Source organism: Rudanella lutea DSM 19387 (assembly GCF_000383955.1).
Classification (GTDB): domain Bacteria; phylum Bacteroidota; class Bacteroidia; order Cytophagales; family Spirosomataceae; genus Rudanella; species Rudanella lutea.
Genome location: NZ_KB913013.1, coordinates 2,005,410 through 2,023,596 on the forward strand (window position 1 = coordinate 2,005,410; position 18,187 = coordinate 2,023,596).

At 54.8% G+C, this 18,187-nt stretch carries 20 protein-coding genes; 12 read left to right on the top strand and 8 right to left on the bottom strand.

Going from position 1 to position 18,187, the window contains the following annotated elements:
- Window positions 1-115: 115 nt before the first annotated feature.
- The 3 genes from gatA to RUDLU_RS0108270 all read right to left on the bottom strand — a co-directional run bounded on the left by gatA (window position 116) and on the right by RUDLU_RS0108270 (window position 2,482).
- Window positions 116-1,585 carry an Asp-tRNA(Asn)/Glu-tRNA(Gln) amidotransferase subunit GatA gene (gene gatA, locus RUDLU_RS0108260; RefSeq protein ID WP_019987898.1) on the bottom strand — a complete coding sequence of 490 codons (1,470 nt, stop codon included), beginning with the start codon at window positions 1,583-1,585 and terminating at the stop codon, window positions 116-118.
- A gap of 128 nt (window positions 1,586-1,713) precedes the next feature.
- Complete coding sequence (locus tag RUDLU_RS0108265; protein ID WP_019987899.1) at window positions 1,714-1,917, bottom strand: twin-arginine translocase TatA/TatE family subunit; 204 nt, start codon at window positions 1,915-1,917, stop codon at window positions 1,714-1,716.
- Window positions 1,918-2,056: 139 nt separating this feature from the next.
- Complete coding sequence (locus RUDLU_RS0108270) at window positions 2,057-2,482, bottom strand: YkvA family protein (protein ID WP_019987900.1); 426 nt, start codon at window positions 2,480-2,482, stop codon at window positions 2,057-2,059.
- Between the two features lie 277 nt (window positions 2,483-2,759).
- Between RUDLU_RS0108270 and mdh the strand changes: the two genes are divergently transcribed.
- From mdh to RUDLU_RS0108295, 5 genes are all read left to right on the top strand, one after another.
- The gene (gene mdh, locus RUDLU_RS0108275) at window positions 2,760-3,701 is read left to right on the top strand and encodes a malate dehydrogenase (RefSeq protein ID WP_019987901.1); all 942 of its coding nucleotides are present in this window, start codon (window positions 2,760-2,762) and stop codon (window positions 3,699-3,701) included.
- 235 nt (window positions 3,702-3,936) lie between these two features.
- The gene (locus RUDLU_RS0108280) at window positions 3,937-4,635 is read left to right on the top strand and encodes a LolA family protein (RefSeq protein WP_019987902.1); all 699 of its coding nucleotides are present in this window, start codon (window positions 3,937-3,939) and stop codon (window positions 4,633-4,635) included.
- A 55-nt stretch (window positions 4,636-4,690) separates the two neighbouring features.
- Entirely contained in the window at window positions 4,691-5,191 is a 501-nt protein-coding gene (gene yidD / locus RUDLU_RS28690; RefSeq protein ID WP_019987903.1) for a membrane protein insertion efficiency factor YidD, read from the top strand.
- The gene (locus tag RUDLU_RS0108290) at window positions 5,188-6,057 is read left to right on the top strand and encodes a hypothetical protein (protein WP_019987904.1); all 870 of its coding nucleotides are present in this window, start codon (window positions 5,188-5,190) and stop codon (window positions 6,055-6,057) included. The genes yidD and RUDLU_RS0108290 overlap by 4 nt, the downstream gene beginning before the upstream one ends.
- Window positions 6,020-6,853, top strand: coding sequence for a tetratricopeptide repeat protein (locus RUDLU_RS0108295; RefSeq protein WP_245581641.1), 834 nt, complete (start codon window positions 6,020-6,022; stop codon window positions 6,851-6,853). The genes RUDLU_RS0108290 and RUDLU_RS0108295 overlap by 38 nt, the downstream gene beginning before the upstream one ends.
- An 80-nt stretch (window positions 6,854-6,933) precedes the next feature.
- Here the strand turns inward: RUDLU_RS0108295 and RUDLU_RS0108300 are convergent, their stop codons facing one another.
- Entirely contained in the window at window positions 6,934-7,374 is a 441-nt protein-coding gene (locus RUDLU_RS0108300; protein WP_044129383.1) for an NINE protein, read from the bottom strand.
- Between the two features lie 207 nt (window positions 7,375-7,581).
- Window positions 7,582-7,776, bottom strand: coding sequence for a cold-shock protein (locus RUDLU_RS0108305; RefSeq protein WP_027302881.1), 195 nt, complete (start codon window positions 7,774-7,776; stop codon window positions 7,582-7,584).
- 325 nt (window positions 7,777-8,101) lie between these two features.
- On the opposite strand from RUDLU_RS0108305, the gene RUDLU_RS0108310 reads away from it, so the two are divergent.
- Window positions 8,102-8,323, top strand: coding sequence for a PspC domain-containing protein (locus tag RUDLU_RS0108310; RefSeq protein ID WP_027302882.1), 222 nt, complete (start codon window positions 8,102-8,104; stop codon window positions 8,321-8,323).
- A gap of 74 nt (window positions 8,324-8,397) precedes the next feature.
- Here the strand turns inward: RUDLU_RS0108310 and RUDLU_RS0108315 are convergent, their stop codons facing one another.
- The 3 genes from RUDLU_RS0108315 to RUDLU_RS0108325 form a co-directional block, all read right to left on the bottom strand.
- Window positions 8,398-9,426, bottom strand: coding sequence for a glycosyltransferase family 2 protein (locus tag RUDLU_RS0108315; RefSeq protein WP_019987910.1), 1,029 nt, complete (start codon window positions 9,424-9,426; stop codon window positions 8,398-8,400).
- An 87-nt stretch (window positions 9,427-9,513) separates the two neighbouring features.
- A complete protein-coding gene (locus RUDLU_RS0108320; RefSeq protein WP_027302883.1) occupies window positions 9,514-9,876 on the bottom strand; it encodes a YbaB/EbfC family nucleoid-associated protein in 363 nt (120 codons plus the stop codon).
- A gap of 122 nt (window positions 9,877-9,998) precedes the next feature.
- The gene (locus tag RUDLU_RS0108325) at window positions 9,999-12,083 is read right to left on the bottom strand and encodes a T9SS type B sorting domain-containing protein (RefSeq protein ID WP_157580126.1); all 2,085 of its coding nucleotides are present in this window, start codon (window positions 12,081-12,083) and stop codon (window positions 9,999-10,001) included.
- Between the two features lie 145 nt (window positions 12,084-12,228).
- Between RUDLU_RS0108325 and RUDLU_RS0108330 the strand changes: the two genes are divergently transcribed.
- The 6 genes from RUDLU_RS0108330 (at window position 12,229) to RUDLU_RS0108355 (ending at window position 18,182) form a co-directional block, all read left to right on the top strand.
- A complete protein-coding gene (locus tag RUDLU_RS0108330; protein ID WP_019987913.1) occupies window positions 12,229-13,470 on the top strand; it encodes a bifunctional 3,4-dihydroxy-2-butanone-4-phosphate synthase/GTP cyclohydrolase II in 1,242 nt (413 codons plus the stop codon).
- Between the two features lie 225 nt (window positions 13,471-13,695).
- Window positions 13,696-14,574, top strand: coding sequence for a COG4315 family predicted lipoprotein (locus RUDLU_RS0108335; protein WP_044130103.1), 879 nt, complete (start codon window positions 13,696-13,698; stop codon window positions 14,572-14,574).
- Between the two features lie 96 nt (window positions 14,575-14,670).
- A complete protein-coding gene (locus RUDLU_RS0108340) occupies window positions 14,671-15,243 on the top strand; it encodes an RNA polymerase sigma factor (protein ID WP_019987915.1) in 573 nt (190 codons plus the stop codon).
- Window positions 15,224-16,834: a porin family protein gene (locus RUDLU_RS0108345; protein ID WP_020657218.1), complete on the top strand. Its 1,611-nt coding sequence runs from the start codon at window positions 15,224-15,226 to the stop codon at window positions 16,832-16,834. The genes RUDLU_RS0108340 and RUDLU_RS0108345 overlap by 20 nt, the downstream gene beginning before the upstream one ends.
- A gap of 80 nt (window positions 16,835-16,914) precedes the next feature.
- The gene (locus tag RUDLU_RS0108350; RefSeq protein ID WP_019987916.1) at window positions 16,915-17,421 is read left to right on the top strand and encodes a QcrA and Rieske domain-containing protein; all 507 of its coding nucleotides are present in this window, start codon (window positions 16,915-16,917) and stop codon (window positions 17,419-17,421) included.
- Window positions 17,422-17,510: 89 nt separating this feature from the next.
- Window positions 17,511-18,182, top strand: coding sequence for a hypothetical protein (locus tag RUDLU_RS0108355; protein WP_027302884.1), 672 nt, complete (start codon window positions 17,511-17,513; stop codon window positions 18,180-18,182).
- Window positions 18,183-18,187: the final 5 nt, after the last annotated feature.

Consider the following 18,187-nt stretch of genomic DNA (forward strand, 5'->3'; position numbering starts at 1 on the left):
TAAATATTCATTGTACACTATACATTATACAGTCAGTTCTAACCGGACACTCAAATTTACGAATTGGTTAAAACTCAAACCAGTAATCCGGGCGGCCGGAAACGTCTCAAAGACCTTACAGGTTTAACGTAATCTCCTGTGCTATAGCCACCAATGAGGCTTCCGCGAAAGGTGGAGCCATCAGTTGCAGGCCAATGGGCAAACCCTCGGGCGTAGTACCGTTGGGAATCGATATAGCCGGGTAACCCACCACATTAGCCTGAACGGTGAAAATGTCGGCTAAGTACATCTGAAGCGGGTCGTCGTCGGGATTTCGTCTGGTTTTTTCACCCAATTTAAATGCCGGGCTGGGCGTAGTAGGCGACAGGAGAAAATCGTACTCGGCAAATAACCGCTCCGTCTCTTCCCGAATCAGCCGACGAACCTGCTGCGCCTTGGTGTAATAGGCGTCGTAATAGCTGGCACTCAGGGCAAACGTCCCGAGTAAAATCCGCCGACGTACCTCAGCCCCGAAGCCCTCAGTCCGGCTCTTTTTGTACAGCTCAATCAGATCGGTGGCCTCGGCGGTCCGGTGGCCGTAGCGCACCCCATCAAACCGCGACAGGTTCGAGCTGGCTTCGGCGGTTGTCAGAATATAATACGTAGGCAACAGCGAATCGAGCAGCGACAAGCTCACCGGTTCTACCGTATGGCCAGCCGCCCGCAGGGCATCGAGCGTTCGCTGGGTGGCTTCGCGAATGCTTGCATCCACACCGGGGCTCTCTACCCCATCGCGGAGGTACGCAATGCGCCGGGGCTTAGAAGCCGTTTGGGTAGCCTCACTGTAGGCTTCCACCGGACGGTTCGACACGGTGCTGTCGAATTCGTCGGGGCCGGCCATGATTTCGAGCAGAAGGGCGCAATCAGCGGGGGTATGCGCAATGGGCCCCACGCAATCGAACGAGGACGCGTAGGCAATCAGGCCCCAGCGGCTGATACGCCCGTAAGTGGGCTTGAGACCTGTAACGCCACAAAAAGCGGCCGGCTGCCGAACCGAGCCCCCCGTATCGGAGCCGATACTGGCTAAACAAAGACCTGCCTGCACAGCCACCGCCGAGCCACCACTCGACCCACCCGGCACCCGCGTAGGGTCGGCCGCGTTACGGACGGGCCCAAACGCCGACGTCTCGTTCGACGACCCCATGGCAAACTCGTCGCAATTTTGGCGGCCTATCACAATGGCGTCTTCATCGAGCAACCGTTGTACGGCCGTGGCCGTAAACTGAGCCACGAAGCCATCGAGCATGTGGCTACCCGCCTGCAAGCCATGGCCAGTATGGCTGAGTACATCTTTCAGGCCGATGACCATCCCCGCCAGCCGTCCTACCGGTTGGTTGGCCGCCCGGCGCCGGTCAAGGTCATCGGCACGTTGGCGGGCCTCCTCGGCATAGACCTCCGTAAAAACGTTGAGATGCTGGTTCTGCTCAATACGGGCGAGATACCCATCCACCAGTTGACGGCAGGTAATGATACCCGCCCGGAGGTCGGCCTGAACCAAAGAAAAGCTACGGTAGTAATCGGTCACGATATGAAAGTCAAAAGCCAAAAATCGCTATGGAGGGGCAAAAAGTCAAAAGTCGCAGATCAAAAGTCGACCTACGCAGTCATGATGAATGCGTCAACCGACTTTTGATCTGCGACTTCAGGCCGCGTGGGCGGCTCGACAAATTCTGCTTATTTCGTTTCTCTCAGTCCGTCCTCGATGTTCTCGCGAACGTCTTTCGTAGCATCCTTAAACTCACGGATGCCTTTCCCCAGACCACGGGCCAATTCGGGGAGTTTTTTCGCGCCGAACATCAGGACGATCACTGCAAAGATCAGAATCAATTCTCCTGTGCCCAGTCCTCCAAGGAAACCTAAAATGGATGCGAAAGTCATAATTTTTGGGATTTGAATATATGCAAAGTTAAAGTAAAAGAACGTAAAATGAATAATGCAGAATGAATAATCAACTGTCTGACAAGTCGGCCCAAAGCCCCTTATCAACCATTATTCATTAACCATTCCTCATTACAGGTTAGCCAATCGGGATAATATCCTTCCGGCTCTCCCACTGCGCAAACTTCTCCAGGTCGTCTTTCACCGAACTGAAAAGCCACACCAGCAGGGCAATATCGTCGGTCAGACCAATTACCGGCAGCAAGTCCGGAATAAAGTCCAGGGGCGACACAAAGTAAATCAGTACCGCCAGCATCCGGAGCAGTGTTTTCCAGGGTATCTCGCGATACTCGCCCGACGCGTACGCTTTGAGCAGGCGGGTCAACAGGCTAAGCTGCGCGCGAAGGCCTGCGTTGGCTCCCGAGAGGCCACCCGACTTCTGAAGGGCGTCCTGTACTAATTTCAGGATACTGCGGCTGTTTTTGGCCGTTCGGTAAGCGCGACCGCCTGCCGACCGAAAAAAAACTGATTTGAGCACACGCGACAAAAGACTGCTTTTTTCCATCTATACTTTTGTTGGCCGGTTGTTTGGGTGAAAAGATCATGGTGGAACCGTCCAGCCGTATAACATCAAACAGGTCGAATATATTTCAAAACCGAGCCACAGGCCCAATTTATTTTGCAAGGCCGGAGCGCACCGTGGGCGGCAAACCGGTTTACAAAAAGATGTGGGCGGTTTACCATATCTCTTTCAAAATAGATTGGTTTGTCCACAATCCAGGCTGTAATTTTGCGGCCGGTTTCAAAACGTCAAAACCCGGACAGCAGTCCTTTATAACCGTATGAAAATAACCGTAGTAGGAGCGGGTGCCGTTGGGGCAACCTGCGCCGATAACATCGCCCGCCGTCAGCTCGCTCAGGAAGTCGTATTGCTCGACATCAAAGAAGGTCTCAGCGAAGGCAAGGCACTCGATATGTTTCAGACGGCCACCCTTTGTGGCTTCGATACCAAAATCACGGGTTCTACCAATGATTACGCAAAAACAGCGGGTTCAGATGTAGTCGTGATCACGTCGGGTCTGCCGCGCAAGCCCGGTATGACGCGTGAAGAACTGATTGGCACCAACGCCAATATCGTGAAAGGCGTGACCGACAACATCCTGAAACATTCTCCCGAAGCGATTATCATCATTGTGTCGAACCCAATGGACACCATGACGTACCTGTCGCTCAAAACATCAGGGCTGCCCAAAAACCGGATCATCGGTATGGGTGGTATTCTTGACTCGGCCCGGTTCAAAACGTATCTGTCACTGGCTCTCGACTGCCCCCCCAACGATATTCAGGGCACGGTAATTGGCGGTCACGGCGATACGACCATGATCCCGCTGACGCGCCTGGCTACCCGCAACGGTATTCCGGTTGGTCAGTTCCTCGACGGTGAGACCCTCCAGAAAGTGGCGGCCGATACCATGGTGGGTGGTGCTACCCTGACCAAACTGATTGGTACGTCGGCCTGGTACGCACCGGGTGCTGCCGTTGCCGAACTGGTTGAGAGCATCGTGCGCGATCAGAAACACATTTTCCCCTGCTGCGTAGCCCTCGACGGAGAGTACGGTCAGTCAGACATCTGCCTCGGTGTACCCGTGGTAATCGGCAAAAACGGCTGGGAGCAAATTATCGACTACAAACTGAACGACGAAGAGCAGGCGGCCTTCAACAAGTCGGCTGATGCCGTTCGGAACATGAACGACGTACTGAAGACCCTCGATCTGGGGATTTAATTTAATGTACAATGGGTAATGTGTAATGAACACTGATTGCCAGTCCATTCATTATTCATTGTACATTACCCATTATACATTACCTCAAGTCGTTTCGGGGTTTTAGTGTAGGGTTCATGGTTCTCTCCCTCATGCATCCTTTCAATGCACTAAGAACCCAAACTACCTAACTGAGTGATTGAGTGAAAACTACCTTTGGGATGGCGTTCGCTCAATCACTCCCTATTTTTCATCCATGAGAAACGTTCTTTTCGCCGGGCTCCTGTTGAGCCTGTTTGCGTTTATAGCGGCCCCGCAAACGGTTGAGCGACTGTCGGCTACGATGACAACCCGGCAGGTTCAGAAAGGCAAATCGGTGACGGTCCGGGGCGAGGTGTACTACCAGCGCAATGGCAACATGGTCACGCATTTTACCTTTCCGCAGGAAGTGATCATTCTGGCCAACAAGCTGGGAGAAACCCGCATTTACGACCCCCGCCGGAACGCCGTCATGCGATACCAGAACAATGCGTTCAGCACCTCAACTACCCAATTGGCGTACTTCCTGACGGGGGCTACTGCCGATATGGGCCTTATTCAGCTCGGGTTTGTGCAAGACCGCACTTACAATACCGGCAAACTGCTCGTGACCGAGTGGCGACTCAAAACACCCGACCCCAAGGCCGCCATCCAGCGGGTCAAAGTGGTTTTTGATAAGGCCAACCCGATCTACATGGATTATAAAAACACGGCCGGTAAACTTATCCGCAAGGTGTTTTACTACAGCTACCAACCCATTGACGGGCGTCCGTTTCCGATGGCAACCACCGAGATTGTGTACGACGGGGCCGACTCGACCGTAGCCAAGACCACCTATGGCGGCATCAAAATCAACGGCGATGCCAACAGTCCGTATTTTCAGTACAGCATACCGGCTAATGCCCGTGTTGAATAACTCTCTAAAGTGTAGAACCACAACCTATTGTGGCTTCTTTGCGCGAGCCTTTATCATGGTGAAAACCCCGACCAAGACGCAAAACCTATTGCAGGGTAAGACGCGAAGTATCGCGTCTCTACTGATGCTGCTTTGCTGCTACCCGGCGCTGGCTCAGAACCGTCAACAAGCCGATCTTCAACTCATTGCCAGCCGGGATTTCCGAACGGGCGACGAGTTTGCGCAATACCGGCGGGCGGGCAACAGCACCCGCACCCTGGCTACCCGGCGGCAAAGCTGGCTGGCACGTTATAACCCGGTGTCGCTCACCCTCAAGGGGGCTATGCTTGGCTATCAGCGGCTCATGTCGCAGCAGTTGGCCCGCTCCTGCCCCTATGAGCTCACCTGCTCTAACTTCAGCAAAAGCGCGATTGAACAGTACGGCCTTGTGAAAGGCGTTTTTCTGAGTGCCGACCGCATCACCCGTTGCAACCGCATCGGATTGCTCGACGTACGGCCTATCAACATCAACGAACAGGACGGTACCGTTCTGGATTCACTCAGCTGGTACCGATGAAATGGCTTATCTGTTGGATGGGCTTGCTCTGGGTGGGCGTGTCGGGTGTGTGTGCACAAACCCGCGCTTCGTTTGGGCGCGAGTGGCAGTTTGCGCAGTACCTGGCCGACAAAGAGGCCGTCACTGAAGCCGTTTACGTCCTCGATCAGCTCGAACCACTGGCCCGCAACACCGCTCAGCGCGACTCACTCCATTATTTTCGGGGATGGCTGGCCTACACCAGCAAAGACCTGACGGTAGCGCATCAGAAACTCCTGTCGGTATCGGCAGCCTCGCCATTTTATACCAAATCGCGCTACTTTGGCGCGTACTGCCTCGCTTTTGCCGGCAACCGCGACTCGGCCCGTGTGGTCATGCAAACCTTACCCACGCCCGACTCTGCGTTTCGCGAACTTAAAGCCCTGCAATTGGGTGGGCTGGCCTTGTTACAACGCCGACATGCCGAATATGAAACTCACAAACAGGCGTTTACGTACCGCTCATACGCCCTTGTCAACGAACAGCAACGGCTCAATCGCTACGATTCCACGCTGCGCGCCGAAAAACGCCGGTCGCCATTGGTAGCGGGTTTGTACAGTGCTGCGTTGCCGGGCTTAGGCAAAATTTACGCGGGCAAAACGAAACAGGGTATTGCTGCCTTTCTGCCTATTCTGTCGCTTGGGTTGCTCACGTACGAGGGCCTGCGGAAAGATGGCCCACGCAGTGCACGGTTCATTGGCTTCGGGTCGTTGTTTACGGTTTTTTACGTCGGCAACATCTGGGGGAGTGTTTTATCCGTGAAAGTCAAACGCAACGAATTCAGGCGCGAGTATGATAACAAGATTCTGTTTGATATGCACATTCCTGTGCGTAACCTGCTTAACTAACGGGCAGTCGCTGGCGCAGTGGTGGTTGCAACAGGCCGACTCGCTGGCCGGGTCCGGGCGTTTTTTCGAAGCCGGTATCGCCTACGACCGGGTTGGCTTTGAAGAAGCTGATTCGGCGGCCCGGTTGTCGGCTGTGCTCGGCAAGGTGCACTGCCTGAAACAACAGGGGCGGTTTGCCCCCGCCGTGCAGTACCTCAACGGCGAAGTAACCAACGCCTACCCCGACTCGGTGTTACTGATGCTTCGGCACGAGCAAATTACCTGTGCGTATCTGGCCGGGCAATTCGAAAACGCCCTCTCGCTGTTGGAGCGGCTGCCCTACCTCCACCCCGACCGCCCAACCGAAACTCCACTGACGCGTGTAGTACGGATTCTGTCGCTCAACGAACTACAACGCTGGCCCGAAGCTGGTGCCGCCTATCGGCAACTACTTGCTCAGACCGGTGCCGACACTACGAAAACCCCTTATGGGCAACTGCCCCGGCTGAAAAGCGAACAGAAGGCCGAGCGACTGTCTACGTTTATACCCGGCGGGGGGCAGTTTTATGCAGGCAAACCGGGCGAAGCCATCCTGAGCATTCTGGTGCAGTCGGCGGGATTATATTTCGGTGTGACTAACTTTCTGGCGGGGTATTATCTGTCGGCCTGGGGGGTGGGTGCCGCCCTGTTTGGGTCATTTCACGCGGGGGGTATTCGCCGGTCGCAACATCTCGTCAGGGAATACAACAGTCGGCAGGTGCGGCAGTTCAATGAAACTGTAAAGAAGGAAGTGCTGCAACAAGTGGGCAATCAATAAATCGATCCCGAAAAAGGGCATAAAAAAGAAGACATCTCACCCGGTGAGATGTCTTCTTCAATTTCATAAACTATGAGCCCTTACTTAGCCCACATGAAGAACTTCGGATTGTCGATATAAGGCGACAGGTTGTCGTTGTTGATGATCAGCACGATCAAGTCAACAAGGGGTACAACACCAAAGATACCACCACACGTCAGGATGTAGCCGATCCAGGTAAGTGGCTTAGTACCCAAGTACAGACGGTGAATACCCAGACCACCCAGGAACAGGTTCAACAACAGAGCCGGAACAAACTCTTTGTTGGCTTTCACCTGCGCAGGAGCAGCCGTCATGGCGGTCATTGCCGACTGGTTTTGCAGCATATCGTTCTGCACAACCGACAGGCTGATGTCTTCGCTCTGGGCGATCAACTGCTCTACTTGCTGGTCATCGACCATGTACGCTTCAACGGATGCATCGGCAGCAAAAGCACTCATGCTGGCTACGGTGAGCATCAAGAAAAGGAATAATTTTTTCATGAATGAATTAGTAATAGTGAACCGCGTAAAACTAGGATGAAAAGCAGTACCTCACAAACACAAATGTCTATTTTCAACATGAATTGATTCGAACGGCGGGTGAACCCGCCAACGTGATCGACAAACCGGACTATGGGGCTACAAAAAACCCCGCCTGGTGACCGGGCGGGGTTTGTATGTTGAAAAGTCAGGGACAAGTCCCCTTCCTTACAGTTTCTGTACTTTAACGGCGTTGAGGCCTTTCTTGCCATCAACTACTTCGTACTGTACCTGATCGTTTTCACGAATCGTGACGCCGTTCAGGCCGGTGATGTGTACGAAGATTTCTTTCTTCGACTCATCATCAACAATAAAACCGTACCCTTTGCTCTCGTTGAAAAACTTAACTACTCCTGTTTGCATGATTGTAAAAAGTAAAAAATAGAACATTAAAAAGGCACTTTCTTACAAAGGACGCAATAGGCACCAAAGACGCAAACAAGAGTACTTGGCAATCAACTGAACGCACTTTGTCAGGCAGTGTGTGGCATCTTGATAAGATAACCGACTCCCTTTGAACACAAAAGAAGTAAATTTGTTCCACACAACCGCAAAACTTTTCACTAATTTAAGGCCGTTAAATAAATGGTTTATTTTGAGTAACAGGCCACTAAACAAAATCCTGTAGGTTGTCGTTGTGTAGTACCGAGTTCAACGTATATACATTGCCCAGCAGGCGCTTAGCTTCATGAACAAGATCAGATACTTCGTCGAAAAACAAGCTTTTGGTGTTTGCTCAGTTCTGGGTGAACGCATGAATATCTCCGCCAGCAGCATCCGGCTGTATTTCATTTACACCTCGTTTCTGACGCTCGGCTCACCCGTTATTATTTATCTGGTGCTGGCATTCTGGATGGAGATGAACAAACACCTCCGGCGCCACGCCCACCCGACCATCTGGGAATTGTGATAGGGGTTTTACGGGCCTGTGCTAACAAGCCCCGCAAGGAAGGTCACCCAAAGGCTACAATGAGAGCAGCCTGATCAATCCATTACTTCGGCGTAGGTTTTCTTCTTATTGGCAAAATACTGCCAGACAATGCTCTGTTGCACCACCGGCAGCTCCGAAAGTTGCTGTTGGGGTTTCAGCGCCCGGCGTTGCCTGGCGAGAGTAGGCAGGTGCCCGTAGAAAGCAAAGTGCGCCCGAATAATGGCCCAGACATCGGCAATCTGCCCCTGTTTCAGAAACAAAACCGACGACAGACCGTCGAGTACCAGCCGAAACAGCAACTTGGGCCACAACCAACCCGAAGGCAGGTTTTTGTACAGCATATACAAGCTGTTGCGGTAGTTCAGATAGGTTTTGTGCGGGTTCACTTTGGGTAGGGTGCCCCCACCAACGTGGTACACCGTCGACTCACCACACGCCCAGGCCTCGTAGCCCAGCCGCTGTATGCGCCAGCACCAGTCGATTTCCTCCATGTGGGCAAAAAAATGGGCATCAAAGCCACCCGACTGGTGAAACACGTCGGCCCGAACTACCAGACAAGCTCCCGTTGCCCAGAACACACGCCGGTTGTCATTGTACTGCCCCCGGTCGGGCTCGAAGGTGGCAAACACGCGACCCCGGCAAAACACGTAGCCGAGATAGTCGATGTAGCCACCGGCTGCACCAGCATGTTCGAACAGGTCGCGCCGGTTAAAATCGCGGATTTTGGGTTGGCAGGCCGCTACACGCGGGTTAGCGTCCATCAGGCGCAGAATCGGCTCAATCCAGCCCGCAGTCGGTTCAATGTCGGAGTTGACCAGTGCGTAATACGTAGCCCCGCCATGTACCTGCCGAATCTGTTCGAGGGCTTCGTTGTAGCCACCCGCATAGCCGGTATTGCGTGTGAGCCTGACGACCGTTACGCCCGGAAAATTGGCCTGCAAATAAGCCACCGACCCATCGGTCGAGGCATTGTCGGCCACAAAAACCGGGTGCCCGTCGGCGTGTTGGAGTACAAGCGGCAGAAACTGCTGGAGAAATGTTTGTCCGTTGTAGTTAAGGATAACTAAGGCAAGCCGGGTCATTCAGGTGGTTTGCGGCTTACCCGTCTGGGTGTGCAGCAGCAGGCAACTGCCAACTGTACACGCTAACCGGTAAGCTATGTTAAAAAATTACGGCATCATATTGCCCAGATCCATTCCGGGAATGTTGGGCAGAAGGCCTTCGGTCGATTTGCGGAGGTGTTCGCGGATTTTGGGCTCCATGGTCTCCATAGCCTTATTGATGGCAGCGACCACCAGATCCTGAAGCATCTCGCGGTCGTCGTTGGAGGTGCCAATCGACTTCACCATGTCCGGATCAATTTCCAGTTTGATTACCTGCTTGAGACCGTTGACGGTGGCCCGAACCATACCCGCCCCCGACTCACCCGTTTCGGTAAGGGTAGAGAGGCTTTGCTGGGCTTCCTGCATTCGGGCCTGAATGTCTTTCATCTTCCCGAACATGTCCATCATATTTCCTAAGTTCCCGAACATATCTTTCTAAAGTTTTCAGTTTAGAGTTTATAGTTTTCAGTTGCTGACGCCTGATTACTCATCCACGCCCCAGCTATACTGTAAACCACAAACAGGTGAACGCTCACCACCAAAACTGTCTTTTACCGAATCAGCAGTACTGAATCTGATTTGACGGTCTTTCTACCCGATCCATCGGTCACCTCAACGCGCCAGACGTAGGTACTCGCCGGAGCGGGTTGCCCGTTGAGGGTGCCATCCCAGCCGTCGTTTTCGTCGGAACTCGTGGTGCTGTAAATCACCGATCCCCAGCGGTCGAAGATAGTCAGCCGGTAGTTGTCGGTGAAAAACCCTTTCGCCTGGAAGCGGTCGTTTTGGCCATCGCCGTTCGGGGTAAAGGCCGTCGGTGCAAAGATACCGGCTTCGAGGTTCAATTCATACGGGTTCGAGCGGCTACTAAACCCATTAGCCGCTGTGGCCACAATCACAAACCGGTACAAGGGCAGGTCGGGGTCGCTGCGGTCGGGCTCAAAATGGGTGTTACTGCCCACCGGTTGCCGGCGCAACACGTTGCCCGTGATCCGGTCAATAATCTCGACCTCGTACTCGACTACGGCAATCGGGCCAAAGGGCGAGTCGGCGGTCCAATCGAGGGCACCCGGCGAATCGGAGCGCAGCCAAATGGTACAGGCCGAAGCCGAGGGGGCCGACTCCTGCCCGCAGGCATTGCGGTACACCACCCGGTAACAATACGCCTGACTACTCGTTTTGGCCGATTTGTCGATAAAAATGGCGTCGTTCGTCGTTTGCCCCACGACATTGAACGGCCCGTTTGGCGAGTCGGCGCGGGAGATGATCGTGGTAAAATTGGTGGTAGCCCCCACGCTCGGCTGTAACGCCTGATACCGAACCGACCCATCACTTTCGACACTCACCCGAATATCGGTCATAGGCTGGGGCGGCTGTCCGTTGGAGCCCGTCACACAGAGCGAGTTCGAAACAAGGGTTGTCACGCCAATCTGTGCCTGTAGCTGATAGCAATAGCGCTCCCCGCATACAATCCCATTGGCATCGGAATACGTACTGGTGTTACGGTTCGAGGCCCCCTGAATAGGCAATGTAAATCCATCTTTGTTAATGCTCCAGCGAAACGTGCCGCTGGTGGTAGCGGTGTACGGAGCCCACGTCAGATCGACCCGGTTAGCGCCCGACTGTGCGTTCAACACCAGGCTGCAATACTCTTCCGTCGAATTCGGGGCCGGGCAATCGCTCGCGGTACGCAGTTGAAAGCACTGGCTCTGGGCGGTGTTAGCCACGATAGTAACGGTTTGGCCGTTCAGGGCCGTTTGGTTGGTAGGCTGAAACGCCCCCCCCGGTCCCCGCTGCCAAATCTGAATAGGCGTGTTGGCCACCCCCCGCACCTGCATTCGGAGCGTGTTGGCATCTACCGTGGTCAGGTTTGTGACCACGGGGGCTGCTGGCGGGGTATCAACGGGGGTTACGGTAAACGTGCTCTGAAGCGCATTGCAATCATCCACATTGAAATATCGCCCGGTAACTTTGATCGTAACCGGATTGGTACTGGTGTACGTATGCTCAATAGCAGGGCCATTTTGGGCCTGTGTTGTGTAGTAATCAATAACGGCCCCATCGCCCCAATCGACCCGAACAGCATCGTACTGGCTGGTGATGTTTGTCAGGGCAAAGCTCAGGGTTGCTTTCCGCCCCGAACAGGAAACAGCCGAAAACGAAATAGGTGAATTGGGCAGTACAGTGACGGTTTCGCACTTAGCCAGAGGAGCATTTGTTCCACCACCACTTCCAATTTGTAGAATAGTGTAAGTGCCGGGTGTAGAACTTGTAGGGAGCGTAACGGTGGAGGTACCTGTCAAGTCGGAGACACCGCCGGTGGTTGGTAAACCGTTGCCATTGTAGCCAAAAATGTACTGGATATTTTTTGCACCAGCTACCGTGTTCGTCACCGAAAAATTGGTGTTGCTATTGGCACATACCCGTGTGCGGTTGAGGGTAAAACCTCCCGCCGTAACGCCGGGCTGCGGCTGGCAATAGTTCTGCGCCAGGGAGATACCTCCGCCAAACCACCCCAGAGCGATAGCGGCCCAGCCCAGTACCTTCAACAACCGGCCCGATACAGCAACGCCGTAAACCGCCCGGTTAAACGCAACCCAACCGGGCGCAAAGCCCCGGTAATCCACAAAGCACCTCACAGAAAGTAACCGTTTGATCGTTATCTAAAATCCGTTTGCTGATGCATTATCAACGCCTTACGGGTCGTTTTAGCGCCCTCCCGAACGTATCTTTGTGGTGAATCGTTAGTTCATCAACAAATTCACTGCTACCAGCCAACTCGCTATGAGCAATAATAATACCAGTAGTGATGAAAATCCGATTCGGCTCGACCGAATTGAGGACGCCATCGCTGCCATCCGTGACGGAAAGATTATCCTCGTCGTTGACGATGAGGACCGTGAGAATGAAGGCGACATGATTTGTGCCGCCGAAAAGATTACGCCCGAAATTGTCAACTTCATGACCAAAGAAGGGCGCGGTCTTATGTGCGCCCCGCTTACGCAGGAACGCTGCGACGAATTGGGCCTTACCATGATGGTTGGCGACAATACCTCGGTGCACACTACTCCGTTTACGGTTTCGGTCGATTTGCTCGGTAACGGCTGTACCACAGGCATTTCGGCTTCTGACCGATCTAAAACCATTCAGGCGCTCGTAGACCCCAACACCCGACCCGAAGATTTGGGCCGCCCCGGGCATATTTTCCCGCTTCGGGCCGTTGAAGGGGGCGTAATCCGGCGGGCCGGCCATACCGAGGCCGCCGTTGATCTGGCCCGGCTGGCGGGTCTGCAACCCGTAGGCGTGCTGATTGAAGTCCTGAACGAAGATGGTACGATGGCCCGGTTGCCGCAACTCCGCGAAATTGCCGACCGTTTCGGTATGGTGCTCGTGAGTATTCAGGATCTGATTGCGTACCGGCTTCGTACGGAGAGCCTTATCCGGCGCGAAATCGGCGTAGACATGCCCACCGAGTGGGGGCACTTCGACCTGATCGCGTTCAAGCAAACCAACACCGACGATACGCACCTGGCCCTGGTGAAAGGGTCCTGGGAGCCGGGCGAGCCCGTGCTGGTGCGTGTACACTCCTCGTGCGTTACGGGCGATATTTTCGGGTCGTGCCGGTGCGACTGCGGGGGGCAACTCCACGCGGCCATGAGTATGGTTGAGCGCGAGGGTAAAGGCGTAGTGCTGTACATGAATCAGGAAGGACGCGGCATCGGCCTGATCAACAAACTAAAGGCGTACAAACTGCAGGAGCTGGGCCGCGATACGGTTGAAGCCAACCTGGAGCTGGGTCTGCCGATGGACGCCCGCGACTACGGCGTGGGTGCACAGATTCTGCGCGACCTTGGCATCAACAAAGTCCGGCTGATCTCAAACAACCCCAAAAAGCGGGCAGGCCTTATGGGCTACGGTATCGAAATCGTAGACTCAGTAGCCATTGAAATCCCGGCCAACCCACACAACGAAGCCTACCTGCGTACCAAGCGCGACAAGATGGGGCACGCGATTCTGAAGGGGTAAGCGTTTTGGTGAAACGTTGCAGAAACATTTACCTGCTACGCGACTCCGAACCAACCAAAAACGATAAACCAGAAGCAATAAACCGAAAATAAATCCCCGAAAACCGGAATCTTCCGGTTTTCGGGGATTTATTTTTTGCCCGACGCAACCACTCTCCATTGCGCTCCGTATTGCCAGATGAACCGGTTCAACTGTCGTATTGCCAACTCACAATCACTGTTGACTATGCATCTTACTATTCCTGGCCGCAGCCTGTTTCTGGCGCTGGCCGTGACTCTTTCCATGATGGCCTGCGATAACGACACTACCGAACCGGTGGGTGCGGTCGATGACGCCAGCGTGAATCTCACCACCACCTCGCTCGGGCCAGTTCTGACGGGCAGTGGCGGCAAAACGCTCTACTTCTTTGCTTCGGATGTGAACGGGGCTTCGGGCTGTACATCGCCCCAGTGCCTCTCCAACTGGGTTACGTTCTATGCCGAACCGAGCGCCCTGCAAGTAGGTACCGGGCTCAGTACAACGGACTTTACCGTGATTAATCGGCCCGATGGGCGGCTCCAGACGGCTTATAAAGGCTGGCCGCTGTATTATTTTAAAAACGATGCCAAAGCGGGCGATGTACTCGGCGACAATGTGGGCGGGGTCTGGATGGCGGCTAAACCCAACTACTCCATCCTGATCGGTAACACCCAACTGGTGGGCCACGACGGCAAAAATTATGTCACCGCCAATACCATAGCCTACACCGAAGGCACCGGCAACACCCTGTATTTGACCGACGCCCGCGGAATGGCCCTGTACGCATTTGCGAATGACCGGAAAAACAAGAATAATTACACCCGGCAAGACTTTAGCAACAATCCCACCTGGCCGCTGTTTGAAGTGCCCGTGTCGGCCCTGGGCGAACTGCCCTCGTCGCTGAAAAAGGCAGACTTTGGCAGCATCACGGTTTTCGGGCGCAACCAGTTGACCTACAAAGGCTGGCCGTTGTATTACTTCGGCGGAGATGGTACCACACGCGGAGCTACCAAAGGGGTTAGTTTTCCCCGGCCCAACGTTTGGCCCATTGTGAATGCCAGTACGCCCGAAGCACCCCTACCCTAATACCCCCCTACCGAAGCAGGCAGTTGGCGCACGGCCGCCTTGCTCGCGGTATAACCGATTAAGAGTAACGACCCGTTTTGATGAACGCTTGATTGAATGGCCAACTCGCCCAACTCACCGGCCCTACCTGACCTGATCGCCCGTTGCCTGCGCAATGAGCGACGGGGCCAGGAACTGCTCTACCGGCAGTTTTACGGGTATGCCATGAGCGTTTGTATGCGGTACACCCAATCGCGGGAAGAAGCCCTGGAAGTACTGAACGACGGGTTTCTGAAGGTGTTTACCCGGCTCGATGGATTCGACACCAACCTGCCGTTTAAGGGTTGGCTCCGCCGGATTCTGATCAATACAGCCGTTGACCACTACCGGGCGTCGGTACGCCATCAGCACGAAGATATTGGCGAAGCGGGGCAGGTATCGACCGACATGGCCGATGCCTATAGCCAGCTCGCCCACGAAGAATTGATTGCACTCATTCAACAACTGTCGCCGGCTTACCGGCTGGTGTTTAACCTGTACGTGATTGACGGATTTAGCCACGACGAAATAGCGGGGCAACTTGGGATTTCGGTGGGCGCATCGAAGTCGAACTTAGCCAGAGCGCGGGAAAACCTGCGGGCCATGATTCAAAAAAAAGCGAACGATGAGTATGCAAGAGCAACCCGATAACGACGCGGCCTTCGACGGCCTCGACCGGCTCTTCAGAAAGTCAGCTGAAGAGTTTGAGCCCCCGTATGACCCTGCCGCCTGGACAAGCATGAGCGCCCAGCTCGACGAACGCGACCGAATTGCGGGATGGGGCAGGTTGCTGCGCTGGAGCCTGGGTCTGTTGGGCCTCCTTCTGCTTCTGAGCGGGGGCTGGTACAGCTACCGGCAGGCCCAGACCGAACTCCCAAACCCGCCCAGACAAGGGGCAGCCCCCCGATTGCCGGTTGGAGCAGCGGCTTCGGGCGGGCAGCCCCTTGCCCGGGTATCTTCGGCGTCGCAGCCGGTAACAGAGCCATCCGCCATTCGGACCGGAACAAACAAGCCCACTGGTAGCGAGACGGGGTTATCGGCGGCTAAACCTGCCGAACCTGTGCTACCAGCCCTGGCAACGGCCACCAACAGCCCGGCAGGCGTAACGTTACGCCCAACGCAGGCTACGAACCCGACGCCAAACCGACCGTTGACCGGACGACAAAAAACAGCGCCCGGAGCCGATGATCAACATACAGCCATCAACCTTCGGGAGCGGGCAATCTCCCGCAACGACATTGCCGGACGACCTTCATACCAACCTATGCAGCGTGAGGCCAGCCAGAATCGGCGACTGCGCTGGCCTGTCGTCCGGCAACCTTTATTGGCTCGCTACACGGCAGCCAAACGCGACTTACCTTCTGGCCGGGCAATCGGGGCCAAAGCTGACCCGTCTATTCAATCGCCAATGGTTCAGCCAACGGATGAGATCCGGAATCGTCTTGAGGCTTTACAGTCAGGAGCAGGAGGGCAAACGAACGGGCCTGCGCCCTCCGAAACGACCCTCCCGCTGGAACCGACAACGACCCTGACGCACCAGCAAACGCTGCATTGGCCCCAATGGACGCCCCTCGACATACCTGAGCGCACGGCCCCACCGGTTGTCAATGTACCTACGGCGAGCCAACCTGTGCAGGAGCGGGGGCTGAGTGTTCGGGTGGTGGTATCGCCTGATCTGAGCGGTATTGGCTTCTCGGGGTTCACCAAGCCCGGTACCAACGCCGGTTTGCTGGCCGAGTACCGTATTGCCAATCGGTGGAGCGTGCAGGCTGGCCTCATCCGCAGCGTCAAGCTGTACAACGCCCGGGCCGATCAGTATTATTGGCCGGGCTACCTGAAGTGGCCGGTGCGGCCCGTGGGGGTTGAGGGGCGGTGTGATATGTTTGACGTGCCGATCAATATTCGGTACGACATATTCCAACGGAGAGTTGACCCACTGCGTCCACCCACCCGTGTGTTTGTGAGCGCCGGAGCCACCACGTACATCATGCGCAAAGAAACCTACGATTACCAGTACGAAGACCCCACCGACCCGCGCATCCGGTTCCGGTCCTGGACGGGCAATACCGGTCGGTACGGGTTCAGTCAGTTAAATATCTCGGCTGGTTACGAACGCCCCCTGAGTCGGCGTTTTTCGTGGCAGGTGGAGCCGTTTCTGAAAATGTCGCTGAAAGAAATTGGGTATTTCAAGGTCCATTTGTTCAGCACAGGCGCTTTTTTATCACTTCGTTACAAACTGTAGGCTTCCACATTTCGTACAGATGTACAGAGTATTCTAACTTTTTCGTTCAATTCGTGTAACTACATTTAAACAACCGACGTATGCAACCCGAAGTAACCACCGAACCGATCAACCGGGGTCAATTTTTACGTAGTCTGGGCCTCAGCAGTGGTGCCCTCATGGCCCTGTACTGCATGGGTACACTTACCTCCTGCTCCAGCAGCAACGAGCCAGCCACGGTTACGCCCGCTCCAACACCCGGCGCAGGCACGGGTCTGACAGGCAACCTCGACCCCACTAAAGGCGTGGTTGATTTCACCATTGACCTGAACAACACAAGCTACTCGAAACTGAAAACCGAAGGCGAATTTGTGCAACTGGGTCAGATTGTAGTTGCCAATGCTCAGGGAACGCTGGTGGCCCTCAGCAATGTGTGCACCCATCAGGGCGGGCAACTTTCGTACCGCAAAGCGAACAACGATTTTCAGTGTAACGTCCATGCGGGGCTGTTTACCACAACGGGTGCCGTGAAGCAATCACCGCCCACAACGCCTGTGAAAGCATACAAAGCAACCCGTACCGGCGATTCGCTGCGTATTGTGGCTTAATTTTTCTTCCCCCGCGAGGTTAACCTTGCGGGGGTCTTCCCGGCCCCCTGACCGGCCGTTTCTCCCGCTCTCATTCCTTTTACGGAACCATGAAACATCTTTTTTGGGCCTTCGCACTGAGTGTTTTGCTCACACCCGCTTTTGGACAAACCAGCCCAGCCGACACGCTTAAGCCGAACGCGGGCGCCACTTCAGCCGATGACCTGCTGGCCGGTCTGACCGACTCGACGGAGGCCGCCCCTCTCCTGCCCCGACACATGATTTTTACGCAACGCGCCTTTTGGGGGCCTAAAGGACTGTTGCGCCTGACCAACATAGCTCCGCTTACACCCGAAGGGCGGGCTAAAGAGCTGAAGATCCGGCGCACCATGCTCGTGACCCACCAGGTTCTGGGGTTTGCGACATTGGCGGGGTTTGTGGCGCAGGGTATTGTGGGGTCACGGCTTTACAAAGCACAGGGCACCGAGATTTTACGAATTCGCGAAACACACAGCAATCTGGCCACGGCTATCAACATTGGTTACACCACCACGGCCCTGCTGTCGCTAACGGCCCCGCCCAAGATGGTGAGCGAACGCCGGGGGCTCAGTTCCATCAAGCTGCACAAGTACCTGGCCATACTGCACATGGCAGGCATGGTTGCTACCAATATTCTGTCGGAGCAGGCGTCGAAAAACGATCAGCTGAAAAGCTGGCACCGGGCTGCAGCCTTTACCACATTTGGGGCCTACGCAGCCTCCATTATTGCAATCAAATTTTAGGCATC

What these genes read in the sequence shown, in the direction of transcription:
- RUDLU_RS0108265 (WP_019987899.1), bottom strand. Translation starts at nt 1,917, where the DNA reads ATGACTTTCGCATCCATTTTAGGTTTCCTTGGAGGACTGGGCACAGGA.
- RUDLU_RS0108270 (WP_019987900.1), bottom strand. Translation starts at nt 2,482, where the DNA reads ATGGAAAAAAGCAGTCTTTTGTCGCGTGTGCTCAAATCAGTTTTTTTT.
- mdh (WP_019987901.1), top strand. Translation starts at nt 2,760, where the DNA reads ATGAAAATAACCGTAGTAGGAGCGGGTGCCGTTGGGGCAACCTGCGCC.
- RUDLU_RS0108280 (WP_019987902.1), top strand. Translation starts at nt 3,937, where the DNA reads ATGAGAAACGTTCTTTTCGCCGGGCTCCTGTTGAGCCTGTTTGCGTTT.
- yidD (WP_019987903.1), top strand. Translation starts at nt 4,691, where the DNA reads ATGGTGAAAACCCCGACCAAGACGCAAAACCTATTGCAGGGTAAGACG.
- RUDLU_RS0108290 (WP_019987904.1), top strand. Translation starts at nt 5,188, where the DNA reads ATGAAATGGCTTATCTGTTGGATGGGCTTGCTCTGGGTGGGCGTGTCG.
- RUDLU_RS0108300 (WP_044129383.1), bottom strand. Translation starts at nt 7,374, where the DNA reads ATGAAAAAATTATTCCTTTTCTTGATGCTCACCGTAGCCAGCATGAGT.
- RUDLU_RS0108305 (WP_027302881.1), bottom strand. Translation starts at nt 7,776, where the DNA reads ATGCAAACAGGAGTAGTTAAGTTTTTCAACGAGAGCAAAGGGTACGGT.
- RUDLU_RS0108310 (WP_027302882.1), top strand. Translation starts at nt 8,102, where the DNA reads ATGAACAAGATCAGATACTTCGTCGAAAAACAAGCTTTTGGTGTTTGC.
- RUDLU_RS0108315 (WP_019987910.1), bottom strand. Translation starts at nt 9,426, where the DNA reads ATGACCCGGCTTGCCTTAGTTATCCTTAACTACAACGGACAAACATTT.
- RUDLU_RS0108320 (WP_027302883.1), bottom strand. Translation starts at nt 9,876, where the DNA reads ATGTTCGGGAACTTAGGAAATATGATGGACATGTTCGGGAAGATGAAA.
- RUDLU_RS0108330 (WP_019987913.1), top strand. Translation starts at nt 12,229, where the DNA reads ATGAGCAATAATAATACCAGTAGTGATGAAAATCCGATTCGGCTCGAC.
- RUDLU_RS0108335 (WP_044130103.1), top strand. Translation starts at nt 13,696, where the DNA reads ATGCATCTTACTATTCCTGGCCGCAGCCTGTTTCTGGCGCTGGCCGTG.
- RUDLU_RS0108340 (WP_019987915.1), top strand. Translation starts at nt 14,671, where the DNA reads ATGGCCAACTCGCCCAACTCACCGGCCCTACCTGACCTGATCGCCCGT.
- RUDLU_RS0108345 (WP_020657218.1), top strand. Translation starts at nt 15,224, where the DNA reads ATGCAAGAGCAACCCGATAACGACGCGGCCTTCGACGGCCTCGACCGG.
- RUDLU_RS0108350 (WP_019987916.1), top strand. Translation starts at nt 16,915, where the DNA reads ATGCAACCCGAAGTAACCACCGAACCGATCAACCGGGGTCAATTTTTA.
- RUDLU_RS0108355 (WP_027302884.1), top strand. Translation starts at nt 17,511, where the DNA reads ATGAAACATCTTTTTTGGGCCTTCGCACTGAGTGTTTTGCTCACACCC.